Annotated in this window: 27 protein-coding genes and 3 pseudogenes; 10 read left to right on the top strand and 20 right to left on the bottom strand. The window is 59.1% G+C overall.

Features of this window, described 5'->3' with window-relative positions; genetic code table 11:
- Positions 1-280: 280 nt before the first annotated feature.
- Positions 281-1,162, top strand: coding sequence for an AraC family transcriptional regulator (locus tag HFO71_RS19495; protein ID WP_131639968.1), 882 nt, complete (start codon positions 281-283; stop codon positions 1,160-1,162).
- A 220-nt stretch (positions 1,163-1,382) separates the two neighbouring features.
- Positions 1,383-1,913, top strand: a complete 531-nt coding sequence (locus tag HFO71_RS19490) for a dihydrofolate reductase family protein (RefSeq protein ID WP_221988309.1) — start codon at positions 1,383-1,385, stop codon at positions 1,911-1,913.
- A 253-nt stretch (positions 1,914-2,166) separates the two neighbouring features.
- On the opposite strand, the gene HFO71_RS19485 is transcribed toward HFO71_RS19490, so the two are convergent.
- The gene (locus HFO71_RS19485) at positions 2,167-2,814 is read right to left on the bottom strand and encodes a hydrolase (protein WP_077977285.1); all 648 of its coding nucleotides are present in this window, start codon (positions 2,812-2,814) and stop codon (positions 2,167-2,169) included.
- Between the two features lie 152 nt (positions 2,815-2,966).
- Between HFO71_RS19485 and HFO71_RS19480 the strand changes: the two genes are divergently transcribed.
- Positions 2,967-3,860 carry a LysR family transcriptional regulator gene (locus HFO71_RS19480; RefSeq protein ID WP_221988307.1) on the top strand — a complete coding sequence of 298 codons (894 nt, stop codon included), beginning with the start codon at positions 2,967-2,969 and terminating at the stop codon, positions 3,858-3,860.
- Between the two features lie 162 nt (positions 3,861-4,022).
- Here HFO71_RS19480 and HFO71_RS35865 read toward each other — a convergent pair.
- The 12 genes and pseudogenes from HFO71_RS35865 to HFO71_RS19425 all read right to left on the bottom strand — a co-directional run.
- Positions 4,023-4,132, bottom strand: a pseudogene (locus HFO71_RS35865) (LysR family transcriptional regulator); the annotation flags it as partial.
- Between the two features lie 312 nt (positions 4,133-4,444).
- Complete coding sequence (locus HFO71_RS19475; RefSeq protein WP_338150487.1) at positions 4,445-5,173, bottom strand: NrsF family protein; 729 nt, start codon at positions 5,171-5,173, stop codon at positions 4,445-4,447.
- Positions 5,174-5,257: 84 nt separating this feature from the next.
- Positions 5,258-5,815: a chlorite dismutase family protein gene (locus tag HFO71_RS19470; RefSeq protein ID WP_244735303.1), complete on the bottom strand. Its 558-nt coding sequence runs from the start codon at positions 5,813-5,815 to the stop codon at positions 5,258-5,260.
- 6 nt (positions 5,816-5,821) lie between these two features.
- Positions 5,822-6,457 carry an NrsF family protein gene (locus HFO71_RS19465; RefSeq protein WP_077977289.1) on the bottom strand — a complete coding sequence of 212 codons (636 nt, stop codon included), beginning with the start codon at positions 6,455-6,457 and terminating at the stop codon, positions 5,822-5,824.
- Positions 6,454-7,009: pseudogene (locus HFO71_RS19460) on the bottom strand (sigma-70 family RNA polymerase sigma factor). The gene HFO71_RS19465 and the pseudogene HFO71_RS19460 overlap by 4 nt, the downstream one beginning before the upstream one ends.
- 108 nt (positions 7,010-7,117) lie before the next feature.
- Positions 7,118-7,732, bottom strand: a complete 615-nt coding sequence (locus HFO71_RS19455) for a TetR/AcrR family transcriptional regulator (RefSeq protein ID WP_221988305.1) — start codon at positions 7,730-7,732, stop codon at positions 7,118-7,120.
- Positions 7,733-7,849: 117 nt separating this feature from the next.
- A complete protein-coding gene (locus HFO71_RS19450) occupies positions 7,850-8,059 on the bottom strand; it encodes a hypothetical protein (RefSeq protein ID WP_221988303.1) in 210 nt (69 codons plus the stop codon).
- The gene (locus tag HFO71_RS19445; protein ID WP_221988301.1) at positions 8,056-8,826 is read right to left on the bottom strand and encodes a hypothetical protein; all 771 of its coding nucleotides are present in this window, start codon (positions 8,824-8,826) and stop codon (positions 8,056-8,058) included. The genes HFO71_RS19450 and HFO71_RS19445 overlap by 4 nt, the downstream gene beginning before the upstream one ends.
- Positions 8,826-9,923 carry a Rieske 2Fe-2S domain-containing protein gene (locus HFO71_RS19440; protein WP_221988300.1) on the bottom strand — a complete coding sequence of 366 codons (1,098 nt, stop codon included), beginning with the start codon at positions 9,921-9,923 and terminating at the stop codon, positions 8,826-8,828. The genes HFO71_RS19445 and HFO71_RS19440 overlap by 1 nt, the downstream gene beginning before the upstream one ends.
- Positions 9,920-10,084 carry a hypothetical protein gene (locus tag HFO71_RS19435; protein WP_221988298.1) on the bottom strand — a complete coding sequence of 55 codons (165 nt, stop codon included), beginning with the start codon at positions 10,082-10,084 and terminating at the stop codon, positions 9,920-9,922. The genes HFO71_RS19440 and HFO71_RS19435 overlap by 4 nt, the downstream gene beginning before the upstream one ends.
- Before the next feature lies 1 nt (position 10,085).
- Positions 10,086-10,301: a hypothetical protein gene (locus HFO71_RS19430; RefSeq protein WP_077977294.1), complete on the bottom strand. Its 216-nt coding sequence runs from the start codon at positions 10,299-10,301 to the stop codon at positions 10,086-10,088.
- A gap of 7 nt (positions 10,302-10,308) precedes the next feature.
- The gene (locus HFO71_RS19425) at positions 10,309-11,028 is read right to left on the bottom strand and encodes an SDR family NAD(P)-dependent oxidoreductase (RefSeq protein WP_245006946.1); all 720 of its coding nucleotides are present in this window, start codon (positions 11,026-11,028) and stop codon (positions 10,309-10,311) included.
- A 250-nt stretch (positions 11,029-11,278) separates the two neighbouring features.
- Between HFO71_RS19425 and HFO71_RS19420 the strand changes: the two genes are divergently transcribed.
- The 5 genes from HFO71_RS19420 (at position 11,279) to HFO71_RS19400 (ending at position 17,213) form a co-directional block, all read left to right on the top strand.
- Positions 11,279-12,607, top strand: a complete 1,329-nt coding sequence (locus tag HFO71_RS19420; RefSeq protein WP_168257132.1) for a tetratricopeptide repeat protein — start codon at positions 11,279-11,281, stop codon at positions 12,605-12,607.
- A gap of 25 nt (positions 12,608-12,632) precedes the next feature.
- Complete coding sequence (locus HFO71_RS19415) at positions 12,633-13,115, top strand: hypothetical protein (protein WP_077977296.1); 483 nt, start codon at positions 12,633-12,635, stop codon at positions 13,113-13,115.
- Positions 13,116-13,231: 116 nt separating this feature from the next.
- Positions 13,232-14,863 carry a thiamine pyrophosphate-binding protein gene (locus tag HFO71_RS19410; protein WP_221988296.1) on the top strand — a complete coding sequence of 544 codons (1,632 nt, stop codon included), beginning with the start codon at positions 13,232-13,234 and terminating at the stop codon, positions 14,861-14,863.
- Positions 14,835-15,992 (top strand): OpgC family protein, encoded by a 1,158-nt coding sequence (locus HFO71_RS19405; protein WP_077977298.1) that lies wholly within the window; start codon positions 14,835-14,837, stop codon positions 15,990-15,992. Before HFO71_RS19410 ends, HFO71_RS19405 begins: the two co-directional genes overlap by 29 nt.
- Before the next feature lie 9 nt (positions 15,993-16,001).
- A complete protein-coding gene (locus tag HFO71_RS19400) occupies positions 16,002-17,213 on the top strand; it encodes a CaiB/BaiF CoA transferase family protein (RefSeq protein WP_077977299.1) in 1,212 nt (403 codons plus the stop codon).
- On the opposite strand, the gene HFO71_RS19395 is transcribed toward HFO71_RS19400, so the two are convergent.
- From HFO71_RS19395 to HFO71_RS19370, 6 genes are all read right to left on the bottom strand, one after another.
- Positions 17,210-17,434 (bottom strand): hypothetical protein, encoded by a 225-nt coding sequence (locus tag HFO71_RS19395; protein ID WP_077977300.1) that lies wholly within the window; start codon positions 17,432-17,434, stop codon positions 17,210-17,212. The two genes, HFO71_RS19400 and HFO71_RS19395, sit on opposite strands and share 4 nt — an antisense overlap.
- Before the next feature lie 58 nt (positions 17,435-17,492).
- Positions 17,493-17,951 carry a YHS domain-containing (seleno)protein gene (locus HFO71_RS19390; protein ID WP_077977301.1) on the bottom strand — a complete coding sequence of 153 codons (459 nt, stop codon included), beginning with the start codon at positions 17,949-17,951 and terminating at the stop codon, positions 17,493-17,495.
- A 184-nt stretch (positions 17,952-18,135) separates the two neighbouring features.
- Entirely contained in the window at positions 18,136-18,672 is a 537-nt protein-coding gene (locus HFO71_RS19385; protein ID WP_276522908.1) for a class I SAM-dependent methyltransferase, read from the bottom strand.
- 45 nt (positions 18,673-18,717) lie between these two features.
- Entirely contained in the window at positions 18,718-19,173 is a 456-nt protein-coding gene (locus HFO71_RS19380) for a DoxX family protein (RefSeq protein ID WP_077977302.1), read from the bottom strand.
- 65 nt (positions 19,174-19,238) lie between these two features.
- Positions 19,239-19,781 (bottom strand): hypothetical protein, encoded by a 543-nt coding sequence (locus tag HFO71_RS19375; protein ID WP_221988294.1) that lies wholly within the window; start codon positions 19,779-19,781, stop codon positions 19,239-19,241.
- A 132-nt stretch (positions 19,782-19,913) separates the two neighbouring features.
- A complete protein-coding gene (locus HFO71_RS19370; protein WP_168337747.1) occupies positions 19,914-20,723 on the bottom strand; it encodes a CE1 family esterase in 810 nt (269 codons plus the stop codon).
- Positions 20,724-21,596: 873 nt separating this feature from the next.
- On the opposite strand from HFO71_RS19370, the pseudogene HFO71_RS19365 reads away from it, so the two are divergent.
- A pseudogene (locus HFO71_RS19365) lies at positions 21,597-21,874 on the top strand (helix-turn-helix transcriptional regulator).
- A gap of 61 nt (positions 21,875-21,935) precedes the next feature.
- Here the strand turns inward: HFO71_RS19365 and guaA are convergent.
- Complete coding sequence (gene guaA / locus HFO71_RS19360) at positions 21,936-23,498, bottom strand: glutamine-hydrolyzing GMP synthase (RefSeq protein ID WP_020052549.1); 1,563 nt, start codon at positions 23,496-23,498, stop codon at positions 21,936-21,938.
- 284 nt (positions 23,499-23,782) lie between these two features.
- On the opposite strand from guaA, the gene HFO71_RS19355 reads away from it, so the two are divergent.
- The gene (locus HFO71_RS19355; RefSeq protein WP_026265552.1) at positions 23,783-24,865 is read left to right on the top strand and encodes a substrate-binding domain-containing protein; all 1,083 of its coding nucleotides are present in this window, start codon (positions 23,783-23,785) and stop codon (positions 24,863-24,865) included.
- The last annotated feature ends 75 nt before the right edge of the window (positions 24,866-24,940 follow it).

Here is a 24,940-nt window from a genome sequence, read left to right as displayed (position 1 = left end):
ACTGGCGCGCTAAAGGCCGAGCGATAGAGCGAGGATCAGCGCTCGGTCACGATGCCGAGCGCCTTTATCCCTACCGCCGCAGCCGGTGAGTTATGGATCGTTGCGACGGCAAACAAAGGCATTCTCCTCTAAGACGGAAATGCGAATAACAGCGTCGGCCGAGGATCGCAAGATGCGCCGATCGGGCGGCACGCCTGCTGATGCATGCCAAACCGCAAGATCGGTCGAGCGCTGCGTTGCCTGAGGGATCTAGTTTGAGCTGCCACGGAGACCAAGACGAATGACCGCAGCGCTTCGGAACTATCATCAGCGGATGCAGCGAGTGCTGGATTATATCGACCGGCACCTCGATGACGATCTCGATCTCGATGTTTTGAGCAGTGTCGCAGCCTTCTCGAAGTTTCATTTCCACCGGCAGTTCACGGCGACCTTCGGATTGTCCGTGCATCGCTATATCCAGCTTGCCCGCATGAAGCGCGCTTCATACCGGCTGGCTTACAGGGACGAAGAACGCGTCACCGATATAGCGATGGATGCCGGCTACGATGCGCCGGATGCCTTCGCCCGCGCCTTTCGGCAACGGTTCGGTCAATCGCCTTCGTCGTTTCGGAAGTCTCCTGACTGGGAGCCGTGGCTTGCCGCCTTCGGGCCTCTCGACAATGCAAGAAGCAAGCTCATGCAGAAGACTTTTACCACTGACGACGTGATAATTCGCAATGTGCCTACCACGCCGGTGGCGATCATGGAGCATCGGGGCGACCCGGCGACGCTCGGTGCCACCATCCAGCGGTTCATCGCCTGGCGCAAGGCCGCTGGCCTGCACCCCAGGACAAGTCCGACTTTTAACGTCTGGCGTTCCGAGCGGCGTCCTCAGTCGCCTGCCGATTATAGCGTCGACCTTTGTGTCGGGACCGACCAACCGATCCAGGCGAACGGCGAAGAGATCAAAGCCGGCGAGATCCCTGGCGGACGCTGCGCGGTGCTGCGCGTCGTCGGCAACACCGACAATCTGGAGCCCGCCGCGCTCTACCTTTATCGCGACTGGCTTCCGGCCAGCGGCGAGGAAGCACGCGACTTCCCGATCTATTGCCAGCGGCTGAGCTTCTTCCCCGAAGTGCCGGAGCATGAGGCGGTGGCGGAGTTGTTTCTGCCGTTGAAATAGCGCCCTCTGACGATGGCTTGTCCATTTCGGATCGCTGGAAGCGGACAGGCCGTTGTCCACCCAGGCAGCCTTGACAGGCAAGATTAGTCGGCAGCCTGAGCGTGGGCGTTCAGGCTGCTCCAAAAACAAATTGCGATTTAAAACCAGTTGAGTTAAATCGCAACCGATTGCATTCTGCAATCAGATCTGCGGATATGCCGTTTAAGGAAAGGAAGTGAGGATGGCTAAGCTCGTATTCGGAATGAATCAGTCCCTGGACGGCTACGTCGATCATATGGCGTTTGGATCAAGCCCGACGCTCTTCCGCCACTTCATCGAGGAGGCAGAGCGGCAGGCGGGCAGTGTGTACGGTCGCCAGATGTATGAGGTCATGCGTTACTGGGACGACGAACATCCTGAATGGGATGCAGAGCGACGGGCTTTCGCGGCGGCGTGGCGGAACCAGCCGAAATGGGTCGTCTCGCGCTCGTTGAAGTCGGTCGGTCCCAAAGCCAGGCTTGTTGGGGAAGACCTTGAGGCCGCGATCCGCGAGCTTAAGGCGGAACGTGACGGGGAGATCGAAGTTGCCGGCCCCAATTTGGCGCAAAGCCTCACCGAACTTGGCCTGATCGATGAGTATCGCATCTACCTGCACCCCGTCGTGCTCGGTCACGGCAAGCCATATTTCGCCGGACCCCGGCCGCCGCTCCGCCTGATGGCTCATGACCGGATTGGCGAGGATGTGATCAGGTTGACCTACGTTCCGGCTTGATCTCGGGACTCGCCAGATGGAAATCGCCGCGAAAGTCTGGTCTTGGTTTGGGTCAAAGCGACGGAAACAGCCCGTTTGGCGGCGCCGTCGTGCCGTCGACGGAGGTGACGGCGCGCAGCCTACGAATTCATAGGGGCGCCCGTCGCAAAGGTGATGCCTGCGATAGCGGACGGGCGCCTGATCCGGGTGCAGATCATCCTGTTCTAAAAGTTAGAGCATGATGTCGCCCGAAAACCGCTGACACTTTTCGGCATCATGCTCTAGGCACAGGCGTGTTGAGCAGCTGCTGCTCCCACAGGTACGCGATACCGCTACCGGCGGCGTGCTGCTTGAGAACCTCCGTCAGCTCACCGGCGTGCTCGGTCCGGGCCCAGTCGCGCTGCCATTCGGACGCCAGCGCCAGCCAGGTCATCATGTTCGCGCCAGCCGCGATCATGCGCTGGATGGCGACCTCGTGGGCCTCGACCGAAGTGCCGCCCGACGCGTCGGTGATAACGGTGACATCCCAGCCTTCGCCGAGCGCCTGGATCACCGGCATCGCGACGCATATCTCGGTCCACAGGCCGGCGATGATCAGCTGCTTGCGGCCGGTCGCCTTGACCGCGTCCACGACCTTCCTGTCTTCCCAGGTATTGATGAACGTCCGGTCGATGACCTCCTGGCCGGGAAATACGTCGGTGATTTGCGGGAAGATCAGACCACCCCGATCGGCGATCACGCTCGTCAGGATGGTGGGAACACCGAAAGCCCTCGCGGCCTTTGCCAAGGCCGTCGAGTTGTTGACCACTGCATGCGGATCGTGGCTGTTCAGGTTCGCGAGCTGGTAGGGCTGGTGGTCGATCAGAACGAGTACCGAATCTTCGGGACGAAGAAGCGAAGCAAGGCCATTACGAAAGGTCATTATTACTTCCTTTGCTGCCGCCCATGAGCGGCATTGGTTTTGCGGGAGACATGCGCCAGGGGCGACGTTGCCTGGAAGCAGTATTGCCGTTCCTACTCAAGATGCGGTAGCACCCTTTCATGGCAATCTGTGTCGCGAAAAGGGGAACGCTAATGGACATCGAAGAACTGCAGACCTTCGTGGAAGTGGCTGATGCCGGGGGCGTTTCGTCGGCTGCGCTCCGGCTCGGCGTCTCCAAGTCAATCGTCAGTCGGCGGCTCTTCCGGCTTGAAGCGGAACTTGGTGTCCAGCTTCTTGCACGGACCACTCGAGGCGCCGCTCTCACGGAAGCAGGGGCCACGTTCCGAGATTATGCGGCGAGAGTCTGCGCCGAGATCGACGTGGCCAAGGAAACGATCCTACCCGCCGGTGACCTTCGCGGCCGCTTGCGAGTTGCCGTGCCGCTTTCCTTCGGCCAGACTCACTTCGCTCCCATCCTCGCGGAAATGGCGCGCCGCCACCCCCAGCTCCACATCCACACCTGCTACAGTGATCGCTTCGTCGATCTCATCACAGAGGGTTATGATTGTGCGATCCGGGTTGGCTATCTTCAGGACTCCAACTTGATCGCAAGACGCGTCGGACCGATCTATGGGAAGTTCGTCGCGAGCCCGGACTACATCAAGGCGCATGGGTCGCCCGAGACGCCGGAGGAACTCGTCGCTCACGAGGCCCTCATGCAGGGCACCGAAGCCTGGCAACTCATGGATGGGGACAAGATCATCACGGTTCGTCCGCAGGGGCGCTTTAAAGCCGACAACGGCACCGCTCTAGTCGCCGCTGCGGCAGCAGGATTAGGGATCGCTTACCTGCCCGATTGCCTTACCCATGAATTTATAGCCTCCGGCGCGCTTGTGCCGGTCATGACGCATTATCCACCACCCCCGGCAGGTGCATATGTCATCCGCCCGCCAGGTCAGCATCCCGCACGGAAGATACGGGTCCTCGCCGAATTGCTGATTGAGTATTGCGAACCGGCTCCGCCCTTTGCAGGTGTCGGTCGCTAAAGCGCAAACGGCGCAACATTCGCGGATTGAACAACGTCGCTTCAAGCAATCGCAGCTCGGCTTCCGGCCGGATGACGGTAAGCGTCGCCGGCGACCTACCGAGCGTCAGTCGCGCGATATGGACAGCCCCGCGAGAAGCGGAGCGTACGCGGTGAGCCTTCTTATGACGATCCACCGGATGGGATCGGCGCGCCCGCATGCCACGCGGCCAGTCGATCGCGAGACATGTAGACGCCGCTGAACAGCTCCGGTCCCTTCAGACCGTGAAGATGCGCTATTCCCCTACTCCCACTCTATTATTTTTTCTACACCAAGCATCTGTTTTTATTGACGAAAATTAATTCATGCGCTCCACACACCGTGGACGGGAACGTCAAAAGTTAACATTTTGATTTTAAAGCATTTTTCGACGCAGCTGCAGCACTAAAAATTCTGTGGACTATCGATATCTATCGACCATTTCGCGGCGTGCCGTAGGCGGCGAAGGTCGAATCTAGCCCGCCAACAAAGTACCGTCAAAGGATGACGACGGTTTCTCGCGAACAACTTTACGAACAGGAATAGCCAAAGCTGTCGGCTTGCAATCAGCGGCCCCGTTCCAGACGATTGTTCATAATGAACGCCATCGACTTTCGCCGGACGGATAGGGCCTGGCATTGCAACTGCTTCGTCGCAACTACCACCTTAGAAAGCGTCGGCCTTGCAAAATAGCCCGCAACGGCCACAATGAGTATGGCGATTGGATACCAGGTTGCGACGAACAACGGACTGTCGTCGGGGCAATTGGAGGCGTAAAGCGTAGCGGCAATACCGGCGGAAGCCAATGCCGCGATTGCCCCAGCCTGACCGGGGTGATCCGGCGCACCATGGCGCATCACCAGAAAGAGGAACACGGTCGGCGCTAGCGAGAGGACCGGGATGACTGTCAGGCAATGCAATGCATTGTGACCAACCAGTCTGCTTTCCCAAAGACCGGCCGGGGTGACGACCAACTCGATGGTAGCGGCGGCGATCAACAGCGCTGGTGCCAGCAGCAACAACCAGCGCCGAGCCGTTGTGCCCTCCCCTGGACGGATAAGGCTCTCCATCAGCGATGCCGCCACAAAAAACAGCGCCAAGGTGGCGATGAACTTGAATGCGAAGCGCACAGTCACGATTGCTTGAGCAAAATCAGGTCGAACACCCAGGACCGAAAAGAACACCAATCCCGCCACCAATGCGCCAGCAGCTGTCGCCAGAGCAAGCGCCTTCGAGAGGTTGACGGGCCGCCGTGTGTCCTCTGATATCAGATTGATCAGGTCTTCCGTGTTCACTCAAAGTACTCCGTTTGCGGCTGGCCTGACGAGACCGTCCCGCTTTGTTGGGCAACCTTACCAGGATTGGCTATCTTCGCATCATCAACCATGTTGCCATATCCGCAAGCGGATCTCGACCTCGCGTTCGACAAAACGCCATTCTTCAGTCGCACGCAATCGAAAGAGCATGGCCTCAAATTGAGGGGCACTTTCCTCCGCGAATTCGAACCAGGTGAGAAAATCGAAAGGCTCGCCAAGATCACGGCTGTGATAGAGCCGTCGAGCGACAGCAGGCAAATAGTCCATCCCAATCTGAAAATGCGCCGACCTCTCCTGAATGATGGCCCGGCGTTCGTCCTGCGCAAGAGACCACCAAAGCTCCGACTTGCGGATCGGGATTAAGACCGCGAGGCAGGCCGTTGCGCGGCCCAACGGTGGTTGGCGTTCTCCAAGCTGATCGAGTTCGACACGGGTCGTGTATCGCGCGCTGCCGGCCGTTCCGCGCAGAACCCAGGCCGCCGAATCGGGTAATATGACCTGATCGGTGTCCATGACACTAAGACGAGGCGCAACATCTAGACCCTTGCCAATAATGGCGCGCGTTGCCTCGACCTGCCATTGGCCACTCTCACCAGCCACGAAGTATGTCGGTTTCACCATCGTGACCTACCAGCGCAACAGTCTGTGGCCAAGCAAAGCACCGGTTCCGGCAACTATCGAAATGGCAATCGGATACCATAGCATTACAAAGAGCGGGCTGTCGTCATCGCAATTGGCTGCGTAGAATGTCGCCGCAATCCCTGCCGCTACGAGCCCGGCAACAGCTCCGGCGACCGCGGGTCGGGTGGGGGCAGCGGATCGAAGCGCGTAGAGAAAACAGGCAAGAGGACCCACCGATAAGAAAGGGATAATCGTCAGGCAGAGGCTGGAATTGCGCCCGATCATGCGCGTCACCCATGTCTCCGACGGCATGACCAACAGTTCAAAGATCGCCGCTGCACTCATCAACAGAGCTGGAACCGTTAAGCCCAATGCCGTCAACCGAACCGGGACCCCCGGTCTTCCAATCCGGAACATGACCATCCCACCGGTCAAGCTGAGAGATCCCGTGATCACGAATTTGAACAGGAAGCGGCCGGTCTCGATGGCCGTGCCGAAGTCCGCACGCAAGCCGATGACCGCGAAGAACAAAATGGCGGCGATCAATGTAGCGGCAGTGGCAGCATGCATCAGGGCATGATCAAGATTCAGTCGAACCGGGGTATCCTGCACGAGCAGTTCGATCAACTCATCAGTTTTCATGTCACCCGCCCCGAATAGAGAGCAGCCAACCCCTTCAATGCCCTATGCAGGGAAACACGTACCGCCACCTCTGTCATTTCCAGCCGATCGGCGGTTTCCCGAACACTCGACCCTTCAATCGATATCGATTGAACGATCGTTCGTTGCGGATCCTTGAGCTTGCCCAAAAATCTGTTCGATATCGATGCGATCGGAGGCTGCGATGCGTTCGTCTGCTTTAAGTGTAGCAACGACGTCCTCGAGTGGTACTGACTGACTGCCACGGCGCCGCAGGCTATCGACCACCTTGTTGCGAACGATTGCCGATAGCCATGGCCCCAAAGGCCGTGACGGATCCCATGTCCCCCGCTTGAGATGGATAGTAAGCAGCACTTCCTGAACCACGTCCTCAGCCTCGCTGGCCGGCGCACCGAACTGGTCACAACGCTTCCGCGCCATCACCCGTAAATGTGGTGTGAGGGCCGTCAGAAATTTGTGATAGGCATGGCTGTCGCCCGCAATCGCGGAACGCAGCCAGGATGCCCATTCCTTTTCACGCGCCAGATCTTTCATCCGACATATCCTTCTTCGGCGGTTCTCGTGCAATTGTTACAGAGACCAGCCGCATTTTTTTGCGTGTGGGATATCGGGCCGAAACGTGCAAGCGTTTGAACGTTCATGTCATCGATCATGAGATAAGATTGTCTGACTGTGATTGGGTTCCAGCAGTGCAAAAATGGGCCGGATAAGACCTTCCAGAAGGTCTCTTTCTGGACGCGTGCGCGCTAGCACACGAATACCAAGCAGTGTGCCGAGGAGCGTGCCGGCCATGTCCGATGCTTTTTGGCAACGATTGATCGATCCGTCTTTCTGGCCTCTTTCGACGCAGCGCTTGAAGAAAGCCTCAACCTGCACCAGGACTTGTGCAACCACCCGCTGAAACTCATCATCATGTGGTGCTACCTCGAGCGCGGAATTGACCAACATGCAGCCTTTTCGCTTTGTATCGCTCAACGACCGCTCAATGATCTCGTTGAAGAATGCGCCGATCGCCTCATGCGGCGGCTTCGTCTCAAACCGGCCGACACGGTCGCCGAAGCTCCGTTCGACATAGAATTCGAGTGCTTTGCGATAAAATGCGCGCTTGTCGCCAAAGGCATTGTAGATGCTTGCGGTGGTAAGCCCGATTGCCTGGGCCAGATCACGGATTGACGTTCCCTCATAGCCGTGTTCCCAAAAGCGCTCTACAGCCAGCAGCAATACCCTTTCTTCATCAAATTCTCTGGGTCTGGCCATATATCCTGTCTCCCCGAACATTGATCGGAACGGGCGACTGCCCAAGGCTATTGCCAATCCATTTTAGAACATACGATCTAAAACTCAACCCTATGCGGTTCAACCCTTGACTGCTTTCTACTTCATTAATCTCAGCGTCAGGCTATTAAGGGCGGAGAGCAACCCGACAACGGCAATCCCGAAGATCACGTAGCGCAGCTCCTCGAACGGGGTGCCGCTCAGATAGCCCAGACCATATTGCCATGCGAGGATGATCACGATGGTAGCAATCAGCGCCAGCAAAAGGCCGAAGAGATGGCGCCAGAATCCTCTCACATTCTGGGTCATACTCCCGCATCCTCGCGGAAACTGTCGATCTTGAAAATTAGCAGATCGTCGCGGCGTTCGATATTGCCTTCGAGCACCACCGGCAAACCGGTCTTGTCGAGCAAGGCGGCCGGCATCGGTCCTCCGTCCTTGGAAGCGAGAAGGAAGAAGATGTGGCCGTCCACGGGTGCCGTGGAAACGAAGACCGGTGGAACACCTCCAGAAATACACAGATTGGCGCAGGCCTTGTGCGCGAGGCCGGTTCCCGGCTTCATGGCGCCAGCACTGCATTTTCCATCGCAGATCTCGCCCGTCAAACGCCACCGACCGAGATTCTCCGGCACGGACGTGACCGGCAGGGCCGGCATTTGCGGTTCGGCTGCTTTCAGGTCGTCTTCGCCACCGATCAGCAACATGACCAGGTCTCCACGCTTAACGAAGATGCCACCTGCCTGTGCGGTTTTGCCCGCAAGCGGCAGCGCCCTGTCGTCAACCCCGAACTTGCCCGAGCCCGCCAGCATGACAGCGCGCGCGGGCTTTGTGCCGTCGGCGGGAACACGAAGAATCGGATAGGGTTTCACCTCCAGGGTGCCGATCAGATGCTCTCCGGAGAGCTCATCGGCATAGCTGCCAGCGCCTGGACTTCCGGTATTCAGAGACAGCAACGCCGAAGTCGTCGCCATGGTGGCAATGAAGAACAAGATGAACCCGATCATCAGCACCCTGACATCGGCTGGAACCGTCTTGAAGTAACCGACAAAAAATCCACGTCCTATGGGTCTCAGCATCAAACCGTTCCTTGCTTTTTCGGCGTGGCAGCCGCGGGAAGCAACTCCGCGGGGATCGCCAACGGCTCCAGCTTTGTGCCAAGAGCCAAAGGTTCCGGATCGACCAGAATTCTCGAGCCTTCCATGCGAAGGCGATATTTGCGGATCCGCTCGCGGAACGGCGGTGGTGAACAACCGTCCTCGGGGCGATACTGATAGCCATGCCATGGGCAGGTGATGAAGCCGAGGACGACTTTGCCTTCGCCGATAGGCCCGTTCTGGTGCGAGCAGATATTGGATACGGCTGAAAGACCACCCTTTGAACGGAAGACGGCGATGCGCTCACCGCCCGGTGCCGCCCCGATAATCGCCCTGCCTTCGGCAATCTCGCTGAGGTCACCGATGATCACCCAAGGCGCCTCCGGGGCGTCTTGCGATCCAGCCGCGTCGGCCGATGTCTCCCGCCGACCTGCGACAAGGTGCAGGACGCACAGTGCAGCCAATCCGCCGATCAACAGGAACGCCAGAGCAAGATCCCGGCGATCGATCAGAGCGCCGAGCGCCACATGCAGGATGACTGCAGCATAGGCGACGTAGACGCTCATGTGGATCGCCTTCCACACCGGAGGCGTCAGGAAGGAAAGCCAGAAATCGTGGCTCGTTACTGCAAGTACCGCCAGAATGACGAGCGCGAGGACGCCGAAGAGTTCGAACGGAAAGCCGGCGATACTGGTGAAGCTGGTATTGCTGGTGAAGAGTGCGGTGAGCTGTGGCGACGGACTAAAGGAGAAATACCATCCGAGCACATAGTAGGCGTGCGTGGCTGCAATGATCGTGGTCATCACGCCAAAATGGCGGCGATTGTAAAGGAGCGGAATGAAACGGGCATCGCTCCGCGCCAGTGGCCCGATTGCGAGGACGATGGTCAGCATCAGCAGGGCCAGAGACCCAAAGGCACGCATCCGCTGGATCGGCAGGTCGGTATCCCGGAGCGCAGAGGATATGACTGGGCCGGTCCGCAGGAAAATGAGGATGTAGATGAAGATCCCGGCCAGCATGACCGCGTCATAGATGATCTTGGTCTTGTTCCAGATGACCGGCTTGTAGGATACGCTCACGGGTTGCCATCTCCCTGGGCTGCAATGGCTTCAAGGCGCACAGCCGGTGCATCGACCGGCAGCTTCGGAACGCTCGCGAAGATGACGACAAGCATGATCGGGAGAACGACAGCAATGCCTGTCCATATCACTGCGTGAGCGCGACGATGGCGACGCTGCATACTACGGTTCTCCCCTGGAAAGCCTGATCCACCGCCAGACGACCAGCGGCCAGAGGAGAACGAGCCCGGGGATAAGGAGCGGGCGGACCGCATAAGCGTCACGTGCTCCCGGATCGACCTTGTCGAATCCGAACAGCAGAAAGGCGACGGCGACGGCAAGACCGATGCCGGCCCAAAGCATCAATCCTGCGGAGACGGGATCGGACACAGAAACCATCGGACCCTCAGATGCGGCCGGTTGCCGGTATGGCCGCGCCGGTGACGATGCCTGCTGCAGGCGAAACGAGGAAACCTATGAGCTTGGCGATATCCGTTGGCTGAACCCAGTTGTCCATCTTCGCATTCGGCATCGCCGAGCGGTTTTGCGGCGTGTCGATCGTGCCCGGCAAAATACAGTTGGCCGTAATGCGCTTATCGCGGTTTTCCGCGGCGATCGCTTCGGTAAGCCGGATCACCGCCCCTTTCGATGCTGCATAGGCGGCTTGATTGGCGCCGGCCTTTAGTCCCGGCGCTGCCGCGACAGGGACGATGCGGCCGTAACCTGCGTGCTGCATCGGTTTCAGGACTGCCGCACTAATTGCATAAGCGGTTCTGGCGTTCATGTGAAACAACTGATCCCACTGGTGTACGCCCGTCTCGTCGACCGGTCCTGTCTGGAAGCCGCCGACGGTATTGGCGAGCGCGTCGAGCCGGCCAAATCGCGCCAGCGTTTCTTCGACCGCCTCCTGGCATGACGTCAAATCGGCGAGATCCATGCCACCGATCAGCAGGGTTTCGCTACTCTCGGGCAGGCAATCTGCCAATTTTTCCAAGGCTTCCGAATTGTGCTCGACACAGACGAGCCGCGTACCGTTCGCCGCAAGCTCTCTGACGACGGCGCTTCCAAGGTTTCCTGCTGCGCCCGTAACCATGACAACGGTGCTTGTTCCGGTTGCTTCACTCATGATGGTCCCGCCCTTTCGAGTTGAGGCCGCCTGCAAAGGCTCTCTCGTAATTCGCGGCAGCGCATCGTTTTGTTACTTATGTTTTTAAAAAAACTCCCGCCGCTATGCGCAGCCCAGAAATATTGACGCGGCTGCGAAAAATTCAGGACCGGCTGTAACGAACTACCTGACGCGACCGTAAAGGTCTCTGTCGGACGAAGGGTAATGGGATCTTCAGGGTTCTATTTCGTCCTCCTGATGGAGCAAACGAATGAAGCGCGATGCTTATGGTCTCATGACCAGCACTGACAGCAACGAGGCACAACGGGCATTCGAGAATGCCGTTTTTGGTCTGGCGGCGCATCGGCCAAGTACTGGCGTGGCCATCCAGTCGACATTGGCAGCCGACCCCCATCACGTTGCCGGCCATGCGCTGAAGGGCTTTGCAAATCTGATATTGGCGCGGTCGGAGCTTGACGAACCTGCCGCCAAGGCATTCGTCGATGCGAAGGCAGCGCTGGCGGTGAGAGGCGGAGGAACCGGTGACGAGCGCACCCTTGTGAAAGCATTGGAGGCCGCCGTCGAAGGCTCGTTTTCGCGTGCGGCGGATATTCTCGATGACGGTTTCGAGGATCGGTCGGTGACGTTCTTGCCCTTTAAGATTTCGCAGGCGCTACGTTTCATGCTTGGAGATGCCCGCGGCATGCTGCGGGCAAGCACGCGTGCAGTCGCTCGCCTTGACACCGGCACAACGGCGAGAGGCTTTGTTCTTGGTTGCCACGCGTTTTCGCTTGAAGAGCATGGTCGGTATGCCGAGGCGCTTGCCGCGGGGCAGCTTGCGGTTGCTCTGCAGCCCGATGATTCCTGGGGCCTTCACGCCGTCTCGCATGTCTTCGAGATGCGTGGCAATACGGCAGAAGGTATTGACTGGCTCGAGGCCAGCCGCAAGGCCTGGTCGCGCTGCAACAATTTCTCCTTTCATATGGCCTGGCATCTCGGTCTGCTGCACTTGGAACGCGGCGATCATGATCGGGTGCTGCAGATCTACGACGACGACGTTCGCCCACAGCAAACCGACGATTTCCGAGACATGGCGAATGCCGTCTCGCTTCTGTGGCGGATGGAGCAATCGGGAGTTCACGTCGGTGATCGCTGGACAGATCTGGCAGAGATAGCCCATCGTCGAAAGGCGGACACGACCTTGATTTTTGCAGCTCTGCACAATCTTGCCGCCATGGTTGCCGTTGGTGACCGCGATGGAGCAGTGGAGCTTGTATCGCATATAGAAGCCAAAGCGCTTCGTATGGATGACCAAGGCCGCGTCGCCGCCGAGATCGGTGTACCGATGGCGCACATTCTCACAGGTCTCCATGCTCCGGCGGACCGCCACATGCTCGAACGCATGGTGGCGAACCTGCCGAAGATCGGCGGCAGCAACGCACAGCGCGACTTCTTCGTGCTCGCGCTGGCCAGGGCGATGGCGAGCGATGGCAATAATGTCGGTGTCTCGCGTATCGGCCAGATTCGCCAACAGCTGAAGGCCGACGACCGATTGTTCAAATCGATCGAACATTCGGTTGGCGTGAGTTTGCCTGCCTGATCTCACCTCAAAGAAGGAAAACACGATGTCTATGATGGAAATCCAAAAGACAAGCATCTTCCCTGAAATGCAACCGAGCCTCGGCCGGACGATTATTCTTTCCGGACTTGCCGCGAGTATTACCTGGGAAATCTGGGCGCGGCTGATCACGCCCCTGTGGGTTGGCGGACCGCTGGAGCCGGCCGCTCTCGTTCAATCGGTGTTCGGGTTCAACAATTTGTTGCTGGCCGAAGCCATCCACGCGATCGTGGGTATCGTTTTCTATCCGATCGGCTACCTGTTCATCGCCCGGCCGTTGCAGCGGCTGATCGTCCCCAAGCTGCCGTTGCTATTGACAGGTATCGGCTTCGGCATCGGTCTTTGGATCTTCGCCCTTTACGTCATGGCACACCTGTTTGGCGGCCAACCGGCGTTTCTCGGTTTTGTTACTCTCACCTGGGCATCGCTGATCGGGCACATGCTGTTTGGTATGGTTGTCGCGTTTGTCGTCCGCCGCATGGAACGTTAGACCTGTTGTGGGACTAGGCCTGCCCGGTTCCGCGGGCAGGTTTTCTACCCGTGCAAGGTTTCAGTTACCAGTGAGCGCTGAGCACAGCCCATTTCACCGGATTCGAGAGATTGATAGTGACCGCTGAGAGCTTCGTAACGCCGAGAGTTGCCGACATCGTCGCCAGGACGCTTCATGCCCATGGCGTCCGTCATGCCTTTGGCATGCCGGGCGGAGAAGTGGTCACGCTGATAGACGGCCTGGAGGCCTCAGGCATCGTCTTTCACCTAGCACGCCATGAAACCGCGGCGGCGATCATGGCGGCAGGCGCGAGCGCGATGACGCAAAACCCGGAACTTCTCGTGACGACCGTGGGCCCGGGCCTTGCCAATGCGGTCAACGGCATCGCCGACGCTGCCCAGGAGCGCGTCCCTCTGATCGTCATATCCGGCATTGTCGACCGTCCGACCCGTGCGCGTTACACCCATCAGGTGATCGACCATGCCCAGTTGCTCCGCCCGTTGGTCAAAGCTTCTTTCGAAATCGAGCCCGAGAGCGCTGCTTCCGCGGTCGCTCGTGCCCTTGCGCTTGCCATGACGGAGCCGATGGGTCCCGTCCATCTCGACCTGTCTCCGGCGACTGCTGCCGCGGTGTCGCCAGCCTTGAATGTCATTTCGCCTCCGAAGCTTCTGAAGCCCTCGGTGACAATGACGGATCCGGCCGTTCACACACTGTCTGAAAGGATCGGCCGGGCGCAACGACCGCTTTTTATCGCTGGTCTTGACGCCGTGCGAGATCACGCTGGTCCGGCACTCCAGCACCTGATCCAAAAAATTGGCGCACCGGTTATCACGACCTATAAGGCCAAGGGCATCATTCCCGAGAACCACCCGCTGTCGCTTGGTGCGGCCGGATTGTCACCGCTGGCGGATCAAATTCTTCTGAACCTGGTCCGGGATTCGGATCTGGTCCTGTTGATTGGCTACGACCCAATTGAAATGCGGCTCGGCTGGCTGGATTTCGTCGGAGATCCAGCCAAGCTTGTGGAGATTTCCGATACTGCCCCGGACCACGGCATGCATCATGCCGGAACCAGAATCCACGCTGCACCTCGATCCTATCTACTGGCGCTGGCCGATATTCACGCGGGGGACAAGACCTGGACGGACGGCGAACCCGCCGCCGTGAAAAACGAACTTGCCTGTTTATTCGCAAGCAATGGCAGTTGGGGACCGCACGCAATTATCGAGGCGCTCAATGCCGTCACCGGTCAGGAAGCAATCGTCACAGTCGACAGCGGAGCGCATCGCATTCTCCTGTCGCAAAAATGGGTTGCGCCACGGGCCATGTCATTGCTGCAATCGGCGGGCTTTTGCACCATGAACGCCGCCTTGCCGCTTGCGATCGGTGCCAAGGTCGCCGATCCATCACGTCCGGTTTTCGCCGTGATGGGCGACGGCGGTCTTGAGATGGGAATCGGCGAACTAGCTACGCTACGCGATCTTAATCTGCCGATCACCATCGTGCTTTTTCAGGATCGCAGCCTGGCATTAATTGCTCTGAAGCAGGCATCCGCCGGTCTGAAATCGGCCGGCGTCACGCTCGGCGAAACTGACTTTGCCGCTGTCGCGCGAGGTTTCGGCGGTTATGGTTTCAATGTGGAGAATTGTGATGACTTCCGTAACGAGCTTGAGGCAGCCCGCGAGCGCGAAGGCTTCACCCTCATCGCCTGCAAATTCGATGCAAGCGCCTACGACGGTGCCTTCTGAGGCCAACCAGGCGGCAGGTTCAGCCCCTCAGAAGGTCAAGCGCGCCCGTGATCCGCGGCTCGACTTTTTCCGTGGTGTCGGCATGCTGATCATTCTTTTGGCCCATATCCCAAACAACGGATGGGCGCTGTGGATTCCGGCGCGCTTTGGTTTTTCCGACGCCACGGAAATGTTCGTCTTCCAATCGGGAATGGCCTCGGCCATCGCCTTCGGCTCGACCTTCGACCGCAGCGGCGCACTTGCCCTCATCGCCCGCGTTGCACAGCGGATCTGGCAAATCTTCTGGGCCCACATTGTTGTCTTCATTGTCGTCGCCGCCATCATGGTTGTTGCCGGAACCCGTTATGACGGCGTCACCTATGTCGACAGCCTGAACCTCGTGCCTTTCATGGAGGACCCCGGCAACCTCCTCGTCGGTTTGCTGACGCTGACTTACGTGCCGAATTATTTCGATATCCTGCCGATGTACATCGTCATCCTGGCGCTGATGCCGGTGATGATCTTCGCGTCGAAAATCCAGCGATTCCTGCCGTTTGCGCTCATGACAGCGTTGTGGCTGGCGACGCAGTTCGGCTTTACGGGGCTGCCCGCCGAGCCCTGGTCGGATCGTCCGTGGTTCTTTAACCCCTTCGGATGGCAGTTGCTGTTTTTCACGGGTTTCTTCCTGATGCGCGGCAGCCTTCCAGCGCCCGGCTTCGATCGCAGGTTGATGGCGCTCGCGATTGCCGTCGTGATCCTGACTGTGCCGTTTGCCTGGGTACGGTTCCACGATGCGCATCCAGCCTTCCAAATGGCCGCTACCACGCTTTTCCCCCTCACCGACAAGACCGACTTCGGCCTGTTGCGCTTCGTTCATTTCATGGCGCTCTGCTACATCGCCGTACATCTCGTCGGCAAGAAGGGTTTCCGGCTGCGCGGCCCTGCCGTGCGCGTTCTGACGGTGGTAGGCCAGCAATCGCTCGCCGTCTTCATCACCGGTATCGTGATTGCTCAGCCGATCGGTATTGCGCTTGATCATGCCGGTCGCACCACTTCTGCAGAGGCAGTTGGAAACCTGATTGGCTTCGGCGTGCTCGTAGGAACCGCCTATCTCGTACGCTGGTTCAAGAGTTCCCCCTGGAAATCGTGAGAATCACTAATGTCTGACCATCAAAAACCCGCCAGCCTGGACGGTCTGCGCATCCTCGATCTGTCGCGGATTCTCGCCGGACCGACCTGCACGCAGCTGCTCGCCGATCTCGGGGCCGATGTCATCAAGGTCGAGCGGCCTGATACTGGCGACGACACGCGCAGCTGGGGACCGCCCTTCGTGCCAGGTGCCGATGGCGGCGACAGTGATCTCAGCGCCTATTTCCTGTCCGCCAACCGCAACAAGCGATCGATAGCCATCGATCTCGCCAGCGATGAAGGTGTTGCGCTTGTCGAGCGGCTGGTGGCTATCTCGGACGTGGTGATCGAAAACTACAAGCCGGGCGATCTCGACCGGCGCGGACTGGGCTATGAGGATATTCGCAAGATCAAACCGAATATCGTCTGGTGTGCGATTTCCGGCTTTGGTCAAACCGGACCCTATGCCGAGCGAACCGGCTATGATTTTCTCGTCCAGGCGATGGGCGGCATCATGAGCATCACGGGCGAAAGCGACACGGCCGGTGGCCGGCCCCTCAAGGTCGGCCTCGGTATCGCCGATGTCATGTGCGGCATGTATGCGACCGTCGGCATCCTCGCCGCTCTCCGCCATCGCGACCGCACGGGCGAAGGCCAGTATATCGATCTGGCGCTTTATGACGCGCAAGTTGCCTGGCTTATCAATGCCGCGACGAACCATCTGGTTTCGGGAAAGGTGCCAAATCGGATCGGCAACCGGCATCCCAACATCGCCCCCTACCAGACCTTCGCAACGGCTGCCGGTGAAATCGCCATCGCAGTCGGAAACGATCAGCAGTTCGCCCGCTTCTGTACGGCGATCGGCTGTCCCGATCTGGCGGGCGACGAGCGGTTTCGCCGCAACCGTGATCGCGTTGTCAATGTCGATGCATTGGACCGGCTTGTGAGCGAGGCTCTGCAAGCCGACACCGCCGAAAGCTGGGAGCAGCGCCTTGTCCATGCCGAAATCCCTGCAGGCCGGGTCGCCACGATCGACCAGGTCGTGACCAATCCGCATACCTTGGCGCGTGAAATGATCATGCCCATGGAAACAGTGGACGGACAAACCGTCCGCCTGCTCGGCAACCCGCTCAAAATGTCCGCAACCCCCGTTCGTTTCGATCGGGCGCCGCCGCATGTCGATCAGGATAAGGACGCCATCCTTCGCGAGCTCGCGATGCTCGAACTTACTCGCCGGACTTAAAACTGTCGCTTGATCACGTCGTGCAAGTGGTTTTTGCCAAGGACGCCGGTATGAGTTGTCTTGCCGATGACAAGGGCGACGTAACCGGCAAAGTTGAGGGCCAGAGTTTGATTGTCATCTTGTTTCTGACGCACTGCATTCGCAACCGCGCCGAGCCTGGCGGCAATCAGACATTTTCCGGCGGCCTCTTTGCTCGGCTCGGCAGGCGTCGCCGTCGTCAACTTGAAAAGGGACCTATCCGCAAACGAGCGGATAGGTAATTCATGTCGGCATCGGGATTTACGGATCAGGTTGTACCCTGACCTTATCCCAGTTTGCTTCGGCCTTTTTGATATACCCGCTGACGTCCTGCCTCCACGTCTTGAGGACGCTGTCATTGTAGTTGAGGTAGAGCTTGTTATCGACCACGGTAAAGGCTTGCGGTTCGGTCGACGCCTTGTGGCCCTGCGCCGTTCCAAAGGCGCAATAGCCGCCATACTGCGGAGCAAAGTGCCCGGGGTTGGCGGCGAAAACATCGCGATGTGCGGCGGATGCAAAGTGAAACTTCGCCCCTCGGTAGGTTGCCGTGTATTTGTCCGACCCTTTCACAGGCTTGTGGTCGGTGAAATAGGCGACCGGATCATAGCCGTTTATGGCCACACCATTCGTCGTAAAAATCTCGGCGGCAAAGCCGACAGAGGCGAAGGAAAGGGTAAGAGCCGCTGCAAGTGGCAGAATGGGGCGTAATGAGATCGTCATGGTGTTATCCTTCCGTTGAACGAACGCGACCTGCCTTCTTCGTCACGGGCTGCGTAGACGTTACATCCAGGCTGTTCACACTTTTGTGTGGAGAGGGATAAACCGATTGCAGAACGAAGCGCAGGCCTTACGCGCCAGGGTTTGAAACAGTCTGCGCAACCTTTGCGACAATTCGAATGAGTGATCACTGTCTCGTTCCCACGGCCAGAACCGCAGTCGAGCACAGCACAACCCGGTTGTCCGTTGCAATCCGGTCGACCACCGTTAAGATCGCGCCATCCACCCGGCGACGTTCATTGTCATCGAGCGTGGCATAAGCACCCATGTAGCCGTGCAATTCCCGAACGTCGTCAAAGTAGGACTGGCCAGCAGGCACTTCCCAGACGACCTCGATCTCTTCGATCTCGAGCGCAGAGAGGCCTGCTCCCTTGAGCTCCGCGCCCAGTCGGTCCGGCGTTGTGAACCCTTCGGGCGGCGCTGGCGGCGCCATATTCGGATAAACGGCACGAAGCGCTTCCGCCATAACAAGGAAGGGGCCACCGCCAGGCAGCTTGCGCCACGTCGCGACGCATGCTTTGCCGCCCGTCCGGGTCACGCGAACTTGTTCCGCAAGCCCTCGCCGCCAGTCAGGAAAGATGCTGGCGCCAATCAGCGAGAAAGTCGCGTCAAAACCTTCATCCTCCAAGGCGAGCATCTGCCCGTCCGAGCCGTGACATGACATGAGCCTGGGAACGTGAAGGGGAGAGCGTTGACGACCTTCGTGTCCTCAGTCGCGGTCGACAGGGATCTTGCTGGCCAGCGCCGCGTTCTGGTCGCGATGCGCCCAGGCTACCATCACGCTCAGCGCGAAGAGCACGATCGCGGGGACGGGCGAGCCCGGCAGCACGAAGAGATGGGTCAAGGTGGCGCCGACCATGATCGCGGCGAGCAGAAGCGCACCGAGCGAGGCCACAGCCGGGACGAGTAGCGCGGCCGCGCCGATCAACTCGAGTGTTCCGGTGAAATACCGAAACCACTGCCCGAGCCCGATCTGCTCGAAGTTCTGAACCAACATCGGCAGGCCGTAGAGGTTGGCGCTGCCGGCGGCGATGAAGGTCGCAGCAAGGAGAAGCTTGACGCTCCACAGTCCGATTTGACGCCAGCGCGGTGCGGGCTGCTCTGCCCGGGGGATCCAGGTTGATTCCGCCTCATTCTTTATCGTCGGCCTGTCTGAATTCTGCATGGTAAACTCCCTCCTATGGAACAATCAATTCTACGACTGCGTACGCATCTGGCTGAACATCAGGCTCATTGCGAACACATTGAGAGCGCCGCCTTCTCTTCCAGTTCCCGGATTTTGCGATCTTTCTCGGAAGCTTCCCCGATCATCTGCTCCATGCGGGCGTCAGGTGCGCGCGAGATCTCCCAGAAGGCCACGGTGAAAATCACAGGTACGGTGGCGGCATCTTTATCGTCGGCAGCTAGCAAGTGATCTGACCGCTGCGATGCGACGCGTCCCCAAAGCTTGAGAGTGCATTCGGCGCCTGCATCGCAGCGGATGAAGGCTTCCACCGCCGCTTCGCGTCGAACAACGGTTCGGCGAAACGCCGTGCTTTCGACGTGCGCGCGAAACGTGGATCCATCGATGACATGGGGAAGCATCGCAACACTCGATACGGTCTCGAACACAATCCCGGGGCGTATCCGGGAATAATCGATCGCCAACTCCCGCTGCGCCTGAACCAGATGAGCAATGCTCGGAGTAATCGTCTGCCCCCAGACGGCCGCGCCCTCTCCGAAGTGATGAACGATATCATGGCCGATATTTGGACATGTGATTGACTGCAGCATGAGGGTGTTCCTTTGTAATCCTCGAACGATCCGTTAGCATCGCGTCGGACCAGGTTTTGCGACCTTGCTGCCTGCTAATTCGTGGGAATGCAGGCGGTTGTTACAAAGGATCTTCTTTTTTTGCAGCCCGGCTCACTTGGGAAAACCCATCGCTGTCAGGCCAGCGTCGAGCATATCGGACCGGGCCTCGTGGCCACCGTTGTGGATGCACATGATACTGTCGCCCCGAATGCAGTCCGGTACATCGTCGCACTCGATGCTATCCAGCGTGACTTTCTTCGCAGCCTTCATGTCGCATTTGGCGCGCTCACGCAGAATGGCCAAGCTCTTGAGAGCATCGCCCTGATGGAATTCGGTGCCAATCGCCCGACCGGCGAGCGGAAATGTCTGATCCGCGGTCCCATGAAAATGTGCCATTGGAGGAAGATCGGCAACGCAGTCCTCCGGTTTTGGAAGAGGATTCCAGAACACGCCGGAGAAAGTCACCATCGCCGCGGTTTTCTCCCCCTGCTGGCAGGCGGTGTACCAAGCCATCGATGCGCCGATGGAAAAACCACTGATCACCGTCCGGTCCGGGGTAAAACCGTAACGTTGCCGCAGGTCATCAAAGACATTCGTGATGAACGCCTTTTCATCGCGACCCTGGTTGGGACCGTGGGCAAAAGACCAACTCCCGTCGATGCCATCGACGGCTACATAGGCCAGATGATGCGCGAGCGTCATCTCGACCAGGGAGCGTTGCTGCATCTGCAACCTGGCGGAACTTTTGAAACCATGGAAATAGACAAAGACGCCGCGAATGTCGCCATCTTGCGGCAACTCGATCCGATAGTTTCCGTCCTTGACCGTACAAGCAGTCTGCACTCCGCAGAGCATTGCGGAAGAAACAGTAAGAGGCATGACGGCGATGAGGAGGAGAGGAGCGAGTGGGCATGTGCGCATGAAGGGTATCACCGGTGTTTATAATGAGAAGTCTGCCAGAGTCCTGGTGGGTGGTGAGCAGTTTGCGCAAGGCATATTGCAATAGCGTGCGAGCGCAGCAGACGGGGTCACGTCTGGGAATTTTTTTTGGACGTTGCCGGAAGGGAAATACGCTCCTTTTTGCATAGGGGAGTAAGGACGCTTCGACCTGTCCTGTGGGCGAGCGCAGCGAGATTGGTGCCCATAAGTTATTCCTTCAAGTTGCGGTGAATCTGCGCACGGCCCAAAAAGGTTCCGGCCCCCCGGTGATCGGGAAGGAGGTAGGAAGACCGAGTCACAGCAGATATTTCGCACTCGGGTCTCTGATTGTTACATCGGACCGTAAAAATAATGAGGACGTTCGGGCGGAATTTTGGTCGATGGGCTGAACGGCGACGCCGCGGCCATGCGGTATCGTCGCGTTCGCTCGTTCCTATCGACGCATGCGCTGCTCTGACAACCATATCGAAAATCTGGTGCAACCTGCGCTTCTGCCTTGGCGACGTCCTCCAATCCCTGATGCACGGCATCCTCATGCAGGGAGGGGCCGGCGCAAACCAACGTGAGCTTGAGGCGTTGGTTGAAAGCAGCTTGGCTATGTGGACCGCATCCGCTCAATTACCGGTCAGTAAAGATTAGGCAAGGCTAATCTTCAAAGATCTTTACCGATCGGTATGGCGATCTTCTCTCGGGCGTGCCGTGGTTGGATGTCCTAGACGACGCCTGCCCCTTGAGACCGCCCGTCCGATTTGCACGCTATGATGCGATATTCCCGCACGCAGCGCTGTGGGACCTTCCATCTTCCTCGATCTATTGCTTTCTATCTCGGGCCCCCCGAGCAGCAGGAGGCAAAGCATGGCCAAGGCAAATGCCGACGATGCACTACGCCGGACTATACGGCGCCATCAGCTGCGCGAGATGATCCCACTCGCTGACAGCACCATCTACGAAATGGAGCAGCGTGGTGAATTTCCGCGCCGTTTTGCACTATCGCCTAGATGCATCGTCTGGGACTTAGCTGAAGTTGAGGCCTGGCTGCTGGCGCGCCGCGCCGACGCGCTCAGCAGCCGGACGTTTCAAAGCGTAAAACGCGGCCAGTCAAAGGGCGGGATCAAGCTCCATCAGAGGCATAGCCGGCGGCAAGAGCCCGGGTGTGTGTTTACGTCCCGCCACCCACGCGTCAATGATGTCCGATTATTCCCACTCGATCGTACCGGGCGGTTTCGACGTAACATCGTAGACCACGCGGTTGATGCCGCGCACCTCGTTGATGATGCGGGTGGCGGCGCGGCCGAGGAATTCCATGTCGTAGTGGTAGAAATCGGCCGTCATGCCGTCGACGGAGGTGACAGCGCGCAGCGCGCAGACGAATTCGTAGGTGCGGCCATCACCCATGACGCCGACGGTCTGGACGGGCAGCAGCACGGCGAAGGCCTGCCAGATGGCGTCGTAAAGGCCGGCCTTGCGGATTTCGTCGAGATAGATCGCATCGGCCTCGCGCAGGATCTCCAGCTTTTCGCGGGTGATGCCGCCGGGGCAGCGGATCGCAAGGCCGGGGCCGGGGAAGGGGTGGCGGCCGATGAAGCTGTCGGGTAGGCCGAGTTCGCGGCCGAGCGCGCGCACTTCGTCCTTGAAGAGCTCGCGCAAGGGTTCCACGAGCTGCATCTTCATGCGCTCCGGCAGACCGCCGACATTGTGGTGCGATTTGATCGTCACCGACGGGCCGCCGGTGAAGGAAACGCTCTCGATCACGTCGGGATAGAGCGTGCCCTGGCCGAGGAAGTCGGCGCCGCCGAGCTTTTTTGCCTCTTCCTCGAAGGTCTCGATGAACAGCCGGCCGATGATCTTGCGCTTGGTTTCCGGGTCGCTGACGCCCTCGAGTTCGCCGATGAAGCGATCGGCGGCATCGACGTGCAGCAGGTGCAGATTGTAGTGTTCGCGGAACATGGCGACGACGCCGGCCGCCTCGTCCTTGCGCATCAACCCGTGGTCGACGAGGATGCAGGTCAGCTGATCGCCGACGGCCTCGTGGATCAACAGCGCTGCGACGGAACTGTCGACACCGCCCGAAAGCGCGCAGATGACGCGTTTGTCGCCCACCTGCGCACGGATCTGCTCGACGGCCTTCTGGCGGTAGGCCGACATCGACCAGTCGCCCTTGATGCCAGCAATGTTGTGAATGAAATTGCCGATCAGCTTGGCGCCATCAGGCGTATGCACGACTTCCGGGTGGAACTGCACGCCGTAATATTTGCGCTTCTCGTCAGCGATGAAGGCATAGGGCGCGTTGGAGGAGGTGGCGACCACCTCGAAACCATCCGGCAGCGCGGTGACGCGGTCGCCATGGCTCATCCAGACCTGATGGCGCGAGCCGGAGGACCAGAGGCCCTCGAACAGCTGGCAGTCCCTGTCGACATCGAGGAAGGCGCGGCCGAATTCGCGATGATGGCCGCTCTCGACCTTGCCGCCGAGCTGCATGCACATCGTCTGCTGGCCGTAGCAGATGCCGAACACCGGCAGGCCGCTGTCGAAGATGATCTGAGGCGCTCGCGGCGATCCCTCGTCCACCGTGGAAGCCGGGCTGCCGGACAGGATCACGGCCTTCGGCTGCAGGCGGTGGAAGCCTTCTTCGGCCGATTGGAAGGGGACGATCTCGCAATAGACGCCGGCCTCGCGCACGCGTCGTGCGATGAGCTGGGTCACCTGGCTGCCGAAATCGACGATGAGAACGGAGTCGGGATGTGCTGTCTGGGTCATGGCGAGGCTTTAATGAAAAGCGCTTCGCCTGGCAATCCGGGAAATCGAAGGCATCGGGTTTTTATTGTTCCAATTGTCCCGACCCCACCAACCTGTCACCTGCCATTCAAAAACGGTTATCGGACGCTTCCAAAAGCAAAAAATTCACAAGTAGGATGGGTTTGCGGTTTACTTGAACCAGAATTGCGCGGAATATTAGCAAATGGGAGGATAAGCCTTCGGCCCACTCTCGATACATTGCGCCGGAACGGCTTTCCTCCCTTGGTTTCAAGGGAGGACCAATCATGAGGCGGGTATTGTTCTACGCGGCATCGGCCGCGATACTGTCGCTCGGTGTCTCGCATGCATTTGCGCAGTCGGGCGGCGTCGAGAAAGCGGTTGGCGGCTATAACTTCGAGGAAGCGGCAAAAGAGGCCCCCGGCACGAAGGATTTCCATTCGGCTGACGGTCATTTGACCTTCGCGATCGTGACGCACACGGCAGGCAATGGCTTCTTTGACCCTGTCTATGTCGGCGCGACCGTCGCCGGCAATATGATCGGTGCCAAGATATTGCTGCTCGGTTCGGAATCGCCGGTGGACGACCCCGCCCGCGAGATCGAGATCCTGAACCAGATCGTTCAGGACCCGACGATCGACGGCATCATCATGACGACGCCGCAGGTCGGCGCCTATAACGACATCGTCAAGGCTGCCGAGGCGGCCGGCATCCCGATCGCGACGACCAACTCGTTCGACGGCACCATACTGCACCGGAGCGCGATCAGCCATACCGGCCAGGACGCGTCGGCCGCGGCAATCGGCGGCGAGGCGCTCGCGACTTGCGTGCTTGCCAGTGGCGCGACCAGCGGCTCGATCGTGCTGCCGTCCTCCACCGCGATGGGCAACATCGAGGTGAACAACCGAGTCACCGCCGCCTTCAATGCCATCGTCAAGACGTTGAAGGACGCCGGCAAGCTCGATGCCTTCAAGGTTGACGCCGGTCCGGAGAACGTCGGCATCGACACGAACCCGAACGACCCTGTCAACGCACTTGTTTCGCTCTTCGAGTCCCGTGGAGACGTGGTCGGCGCCTTCACAGCCAACAACGTCTTTACGCCGCCGCTCGTCAAGGCGGTTGCCCAGATGGGGCGGACAGGCAAGTTGTGCGCTTATGGTTTCGATCTCGGCCCGGCGCAGCAGGAAGGCATCGCAGCGGGGAACCTGACCGGCTCGCTCGGCCAGCAGCCCTTCCTGCAGGGCTTCTGGCCCGTCATGCAGCTTTATCTGCAGATCGATCGCGGTATCGCGGCTGCCAATCTCGACACGCGTGCCCAGCTTGTGACGAAGGAAACGGTCGCCAACGTCGGCAAGCGCTTCGAGAACTGACTGCCGTTCGAAACGTCTGAAATCAAGGCGGGAGGGTGCGAGCCATCCCGCCACGCGAAGGCAAGGATCGGTCGG

The sequence above is a fragment of the Rhizobium laguerreae genome (assembly GCF_019778565.1).
GTDB lineage: Bacteria > Pseudomonadota > Alphaproteobacteria > Rhizobiales > Rhizobiaceae > Rhizobium > Rhizobium laguerreae.
Note: the sequence above shows the minus strand (reverse complement) of the source record. Positions and strands in the feature narration are given on the sequence as shown.

Excerpts from the sequence above, each read along its gene's own strand:
- HFO71_RS19495 (WP_131639968.1), top strand. The coding sequence starts at position 281 with ATGACCGCAGCGCTTCGGAACTATCATCAGCGGATGCAGCGAGTGCTG.
- HFO71_RS19490 (WP_221988309.1), top strand. The coding sequence starts at position 1,383 with ATGGCTAAGCTCGTATTCGGAATGAATCAGTCCCTGGACGGCTACGTC.
- HFO71_RS19485 (WP_077977285.1), bottom strand. The coding sequence starts at position 2,814 with ATGACCTTTCGTAATGGCCTTGCTTCGCTTCTTCGTCCCGAAGATTCG.
- HFO71_RS19480 (WP_221988307.1), top strand. The coding sequence starts at position 2,967 with ATGGACATCGAAGAACTGCAGACCTTCGTGGAAGTGGCTGATGCCGGG.
- HFO71_RS19470 (WP_244735303.1), bottom strand. The coding sequence starts at position 5,815 with ATGGTGAAACCGACATACTTCGTGGCTGGTGAGAGTGGCCAATGGCAG.
- HFO71_RS19465 (WP_077977289.1), bottom strand. The coding sequence starts at position 6,457 with ATGAAAACTGATGAGTTGATCGAACTGCTCGTGCAGGATACCCCGGTT.
- HFO71_RS19455 (WP_221988305.1), bottom strand. The coding sequence starts at position 7,732 with ATGGCCAGACCCAGAGAATTTGATGAAGAAAGGGTATTGCTGCTGGCT.
- HFO71_RS19450 (WP_221988303.1), bottom strand. The coding sequence starts at position 8,059 with ATGACCCAGAATGTGAGAGGATTCTGGCGCCATCTCTTCGGCCTTTTG.
- HFO71_RS19445 (WP_221988301.1), bottom strand. The coding sequence starts at position 8,826 with ATGCTGAGACCCATAGGACGTGGATTTTTTGTCGGTTACTTCAAGACG.
- HFO71_RS19435 (WP_221988298.1), bottom strand. The coding sequence starts at position 10,084 with ATGCAGCGTCGCCATCGTCGCGCTCACGCAGTGATATGGACAGGCATT.
- HFO71_RS19430 (WP_077977294.1), bottom strand. The coding sequence starts at position 10,301 with ATGGTTTCTGTGTCCGATCCCGTCTCCGCAGGATTGATGCTTTGGGCC.
- HFO71_RS19425 (WP_245006946.1), bottom strand. The coding sequence starts at position 11,028 with ATGAGTGAAGCAACCGGAACAAGCACCGTTGTCATGGTTACGGGCGCA.
- HFO71_RS19420 (WP_168257132.1), top strand. The coding sequence starts at position 11,279 with ATGAAGCGCGATGCTTATGGTCTCATGACCAGCACTGACAGCAACGAG.
- HFO71_RS19415 (WP_077977296.1), top strand. The coding sequence starts at position 12,633 with ATGTCTATGATGGAAATCCAAAAGACAAGCATCTTCCCTGAAATGCAA.
- HFO71_RS19405 (WP_077977298.1), top strand. The coding sequence starts at position 14,835 with ATGCAAGCGCCTACGACGGTGCCTTCTGAGGCCAACCAGGCGGCAGGT.
- HFO71_RS19400 (WP_077977299.1), top strand. The coding sequence starts at position 16,002 with ATGTCTGACCATCAAAAACCCGCCAGCCTGGACGGTCTGCGCATCCTC.
- HFO71_RS19390 (WP_077977301.1), bottom strand. The coding sequence starts at position 17,951 with ATGACGATCTCATTACGCCCCATTCTGCCACTTGCAGCGGCTCTTACC.
- HFO71_RS19385 (WP_276522908.1), bottom strand. The coding sequence starts at position 18,672 with ATGTCATGTCACGGCTCGGACGGGCAGATGCTCGCCTTGGAGGATGAA.
- HFO71_RS19380 (WP_077977302.1), bottom strand. The coding sequence starts at position 19,173 with ATGCAGAATTCAGACAGGCCGACGATAAAGAATGAGGCGGAATCAACC.
- HFO71_RS19375 (WP_221988294.1), bottom strand. The coding sequence starts at position 19,781 with ATGCTGCAGTCAATCACATGTCCAAATATCGGCCATGATATCGTTCAT.
- HFO71_RS19370 (WP_168337747.1), bottom strand. The coding sequence starts at position 20,723 with ATGCGCACATGCCCACTCGCTCCTCTCCTCCTCATCGCCGTCATGCCT.
- guaA (WP_020052549.1), bottom strand. The coding sequence starts at position 23,498 with ATGACCCAGACAGCACATCCCGACTCCGTTCTCATCGTCGATTTCGGC.
- HFO71_RS19355 (WP_026265552.1), top strand. The coding sequence starts at position 23,783 with ATGAGGCGGGTATTGTTCTACGCGGCATCGGCCGCGATACTGTCGCTC.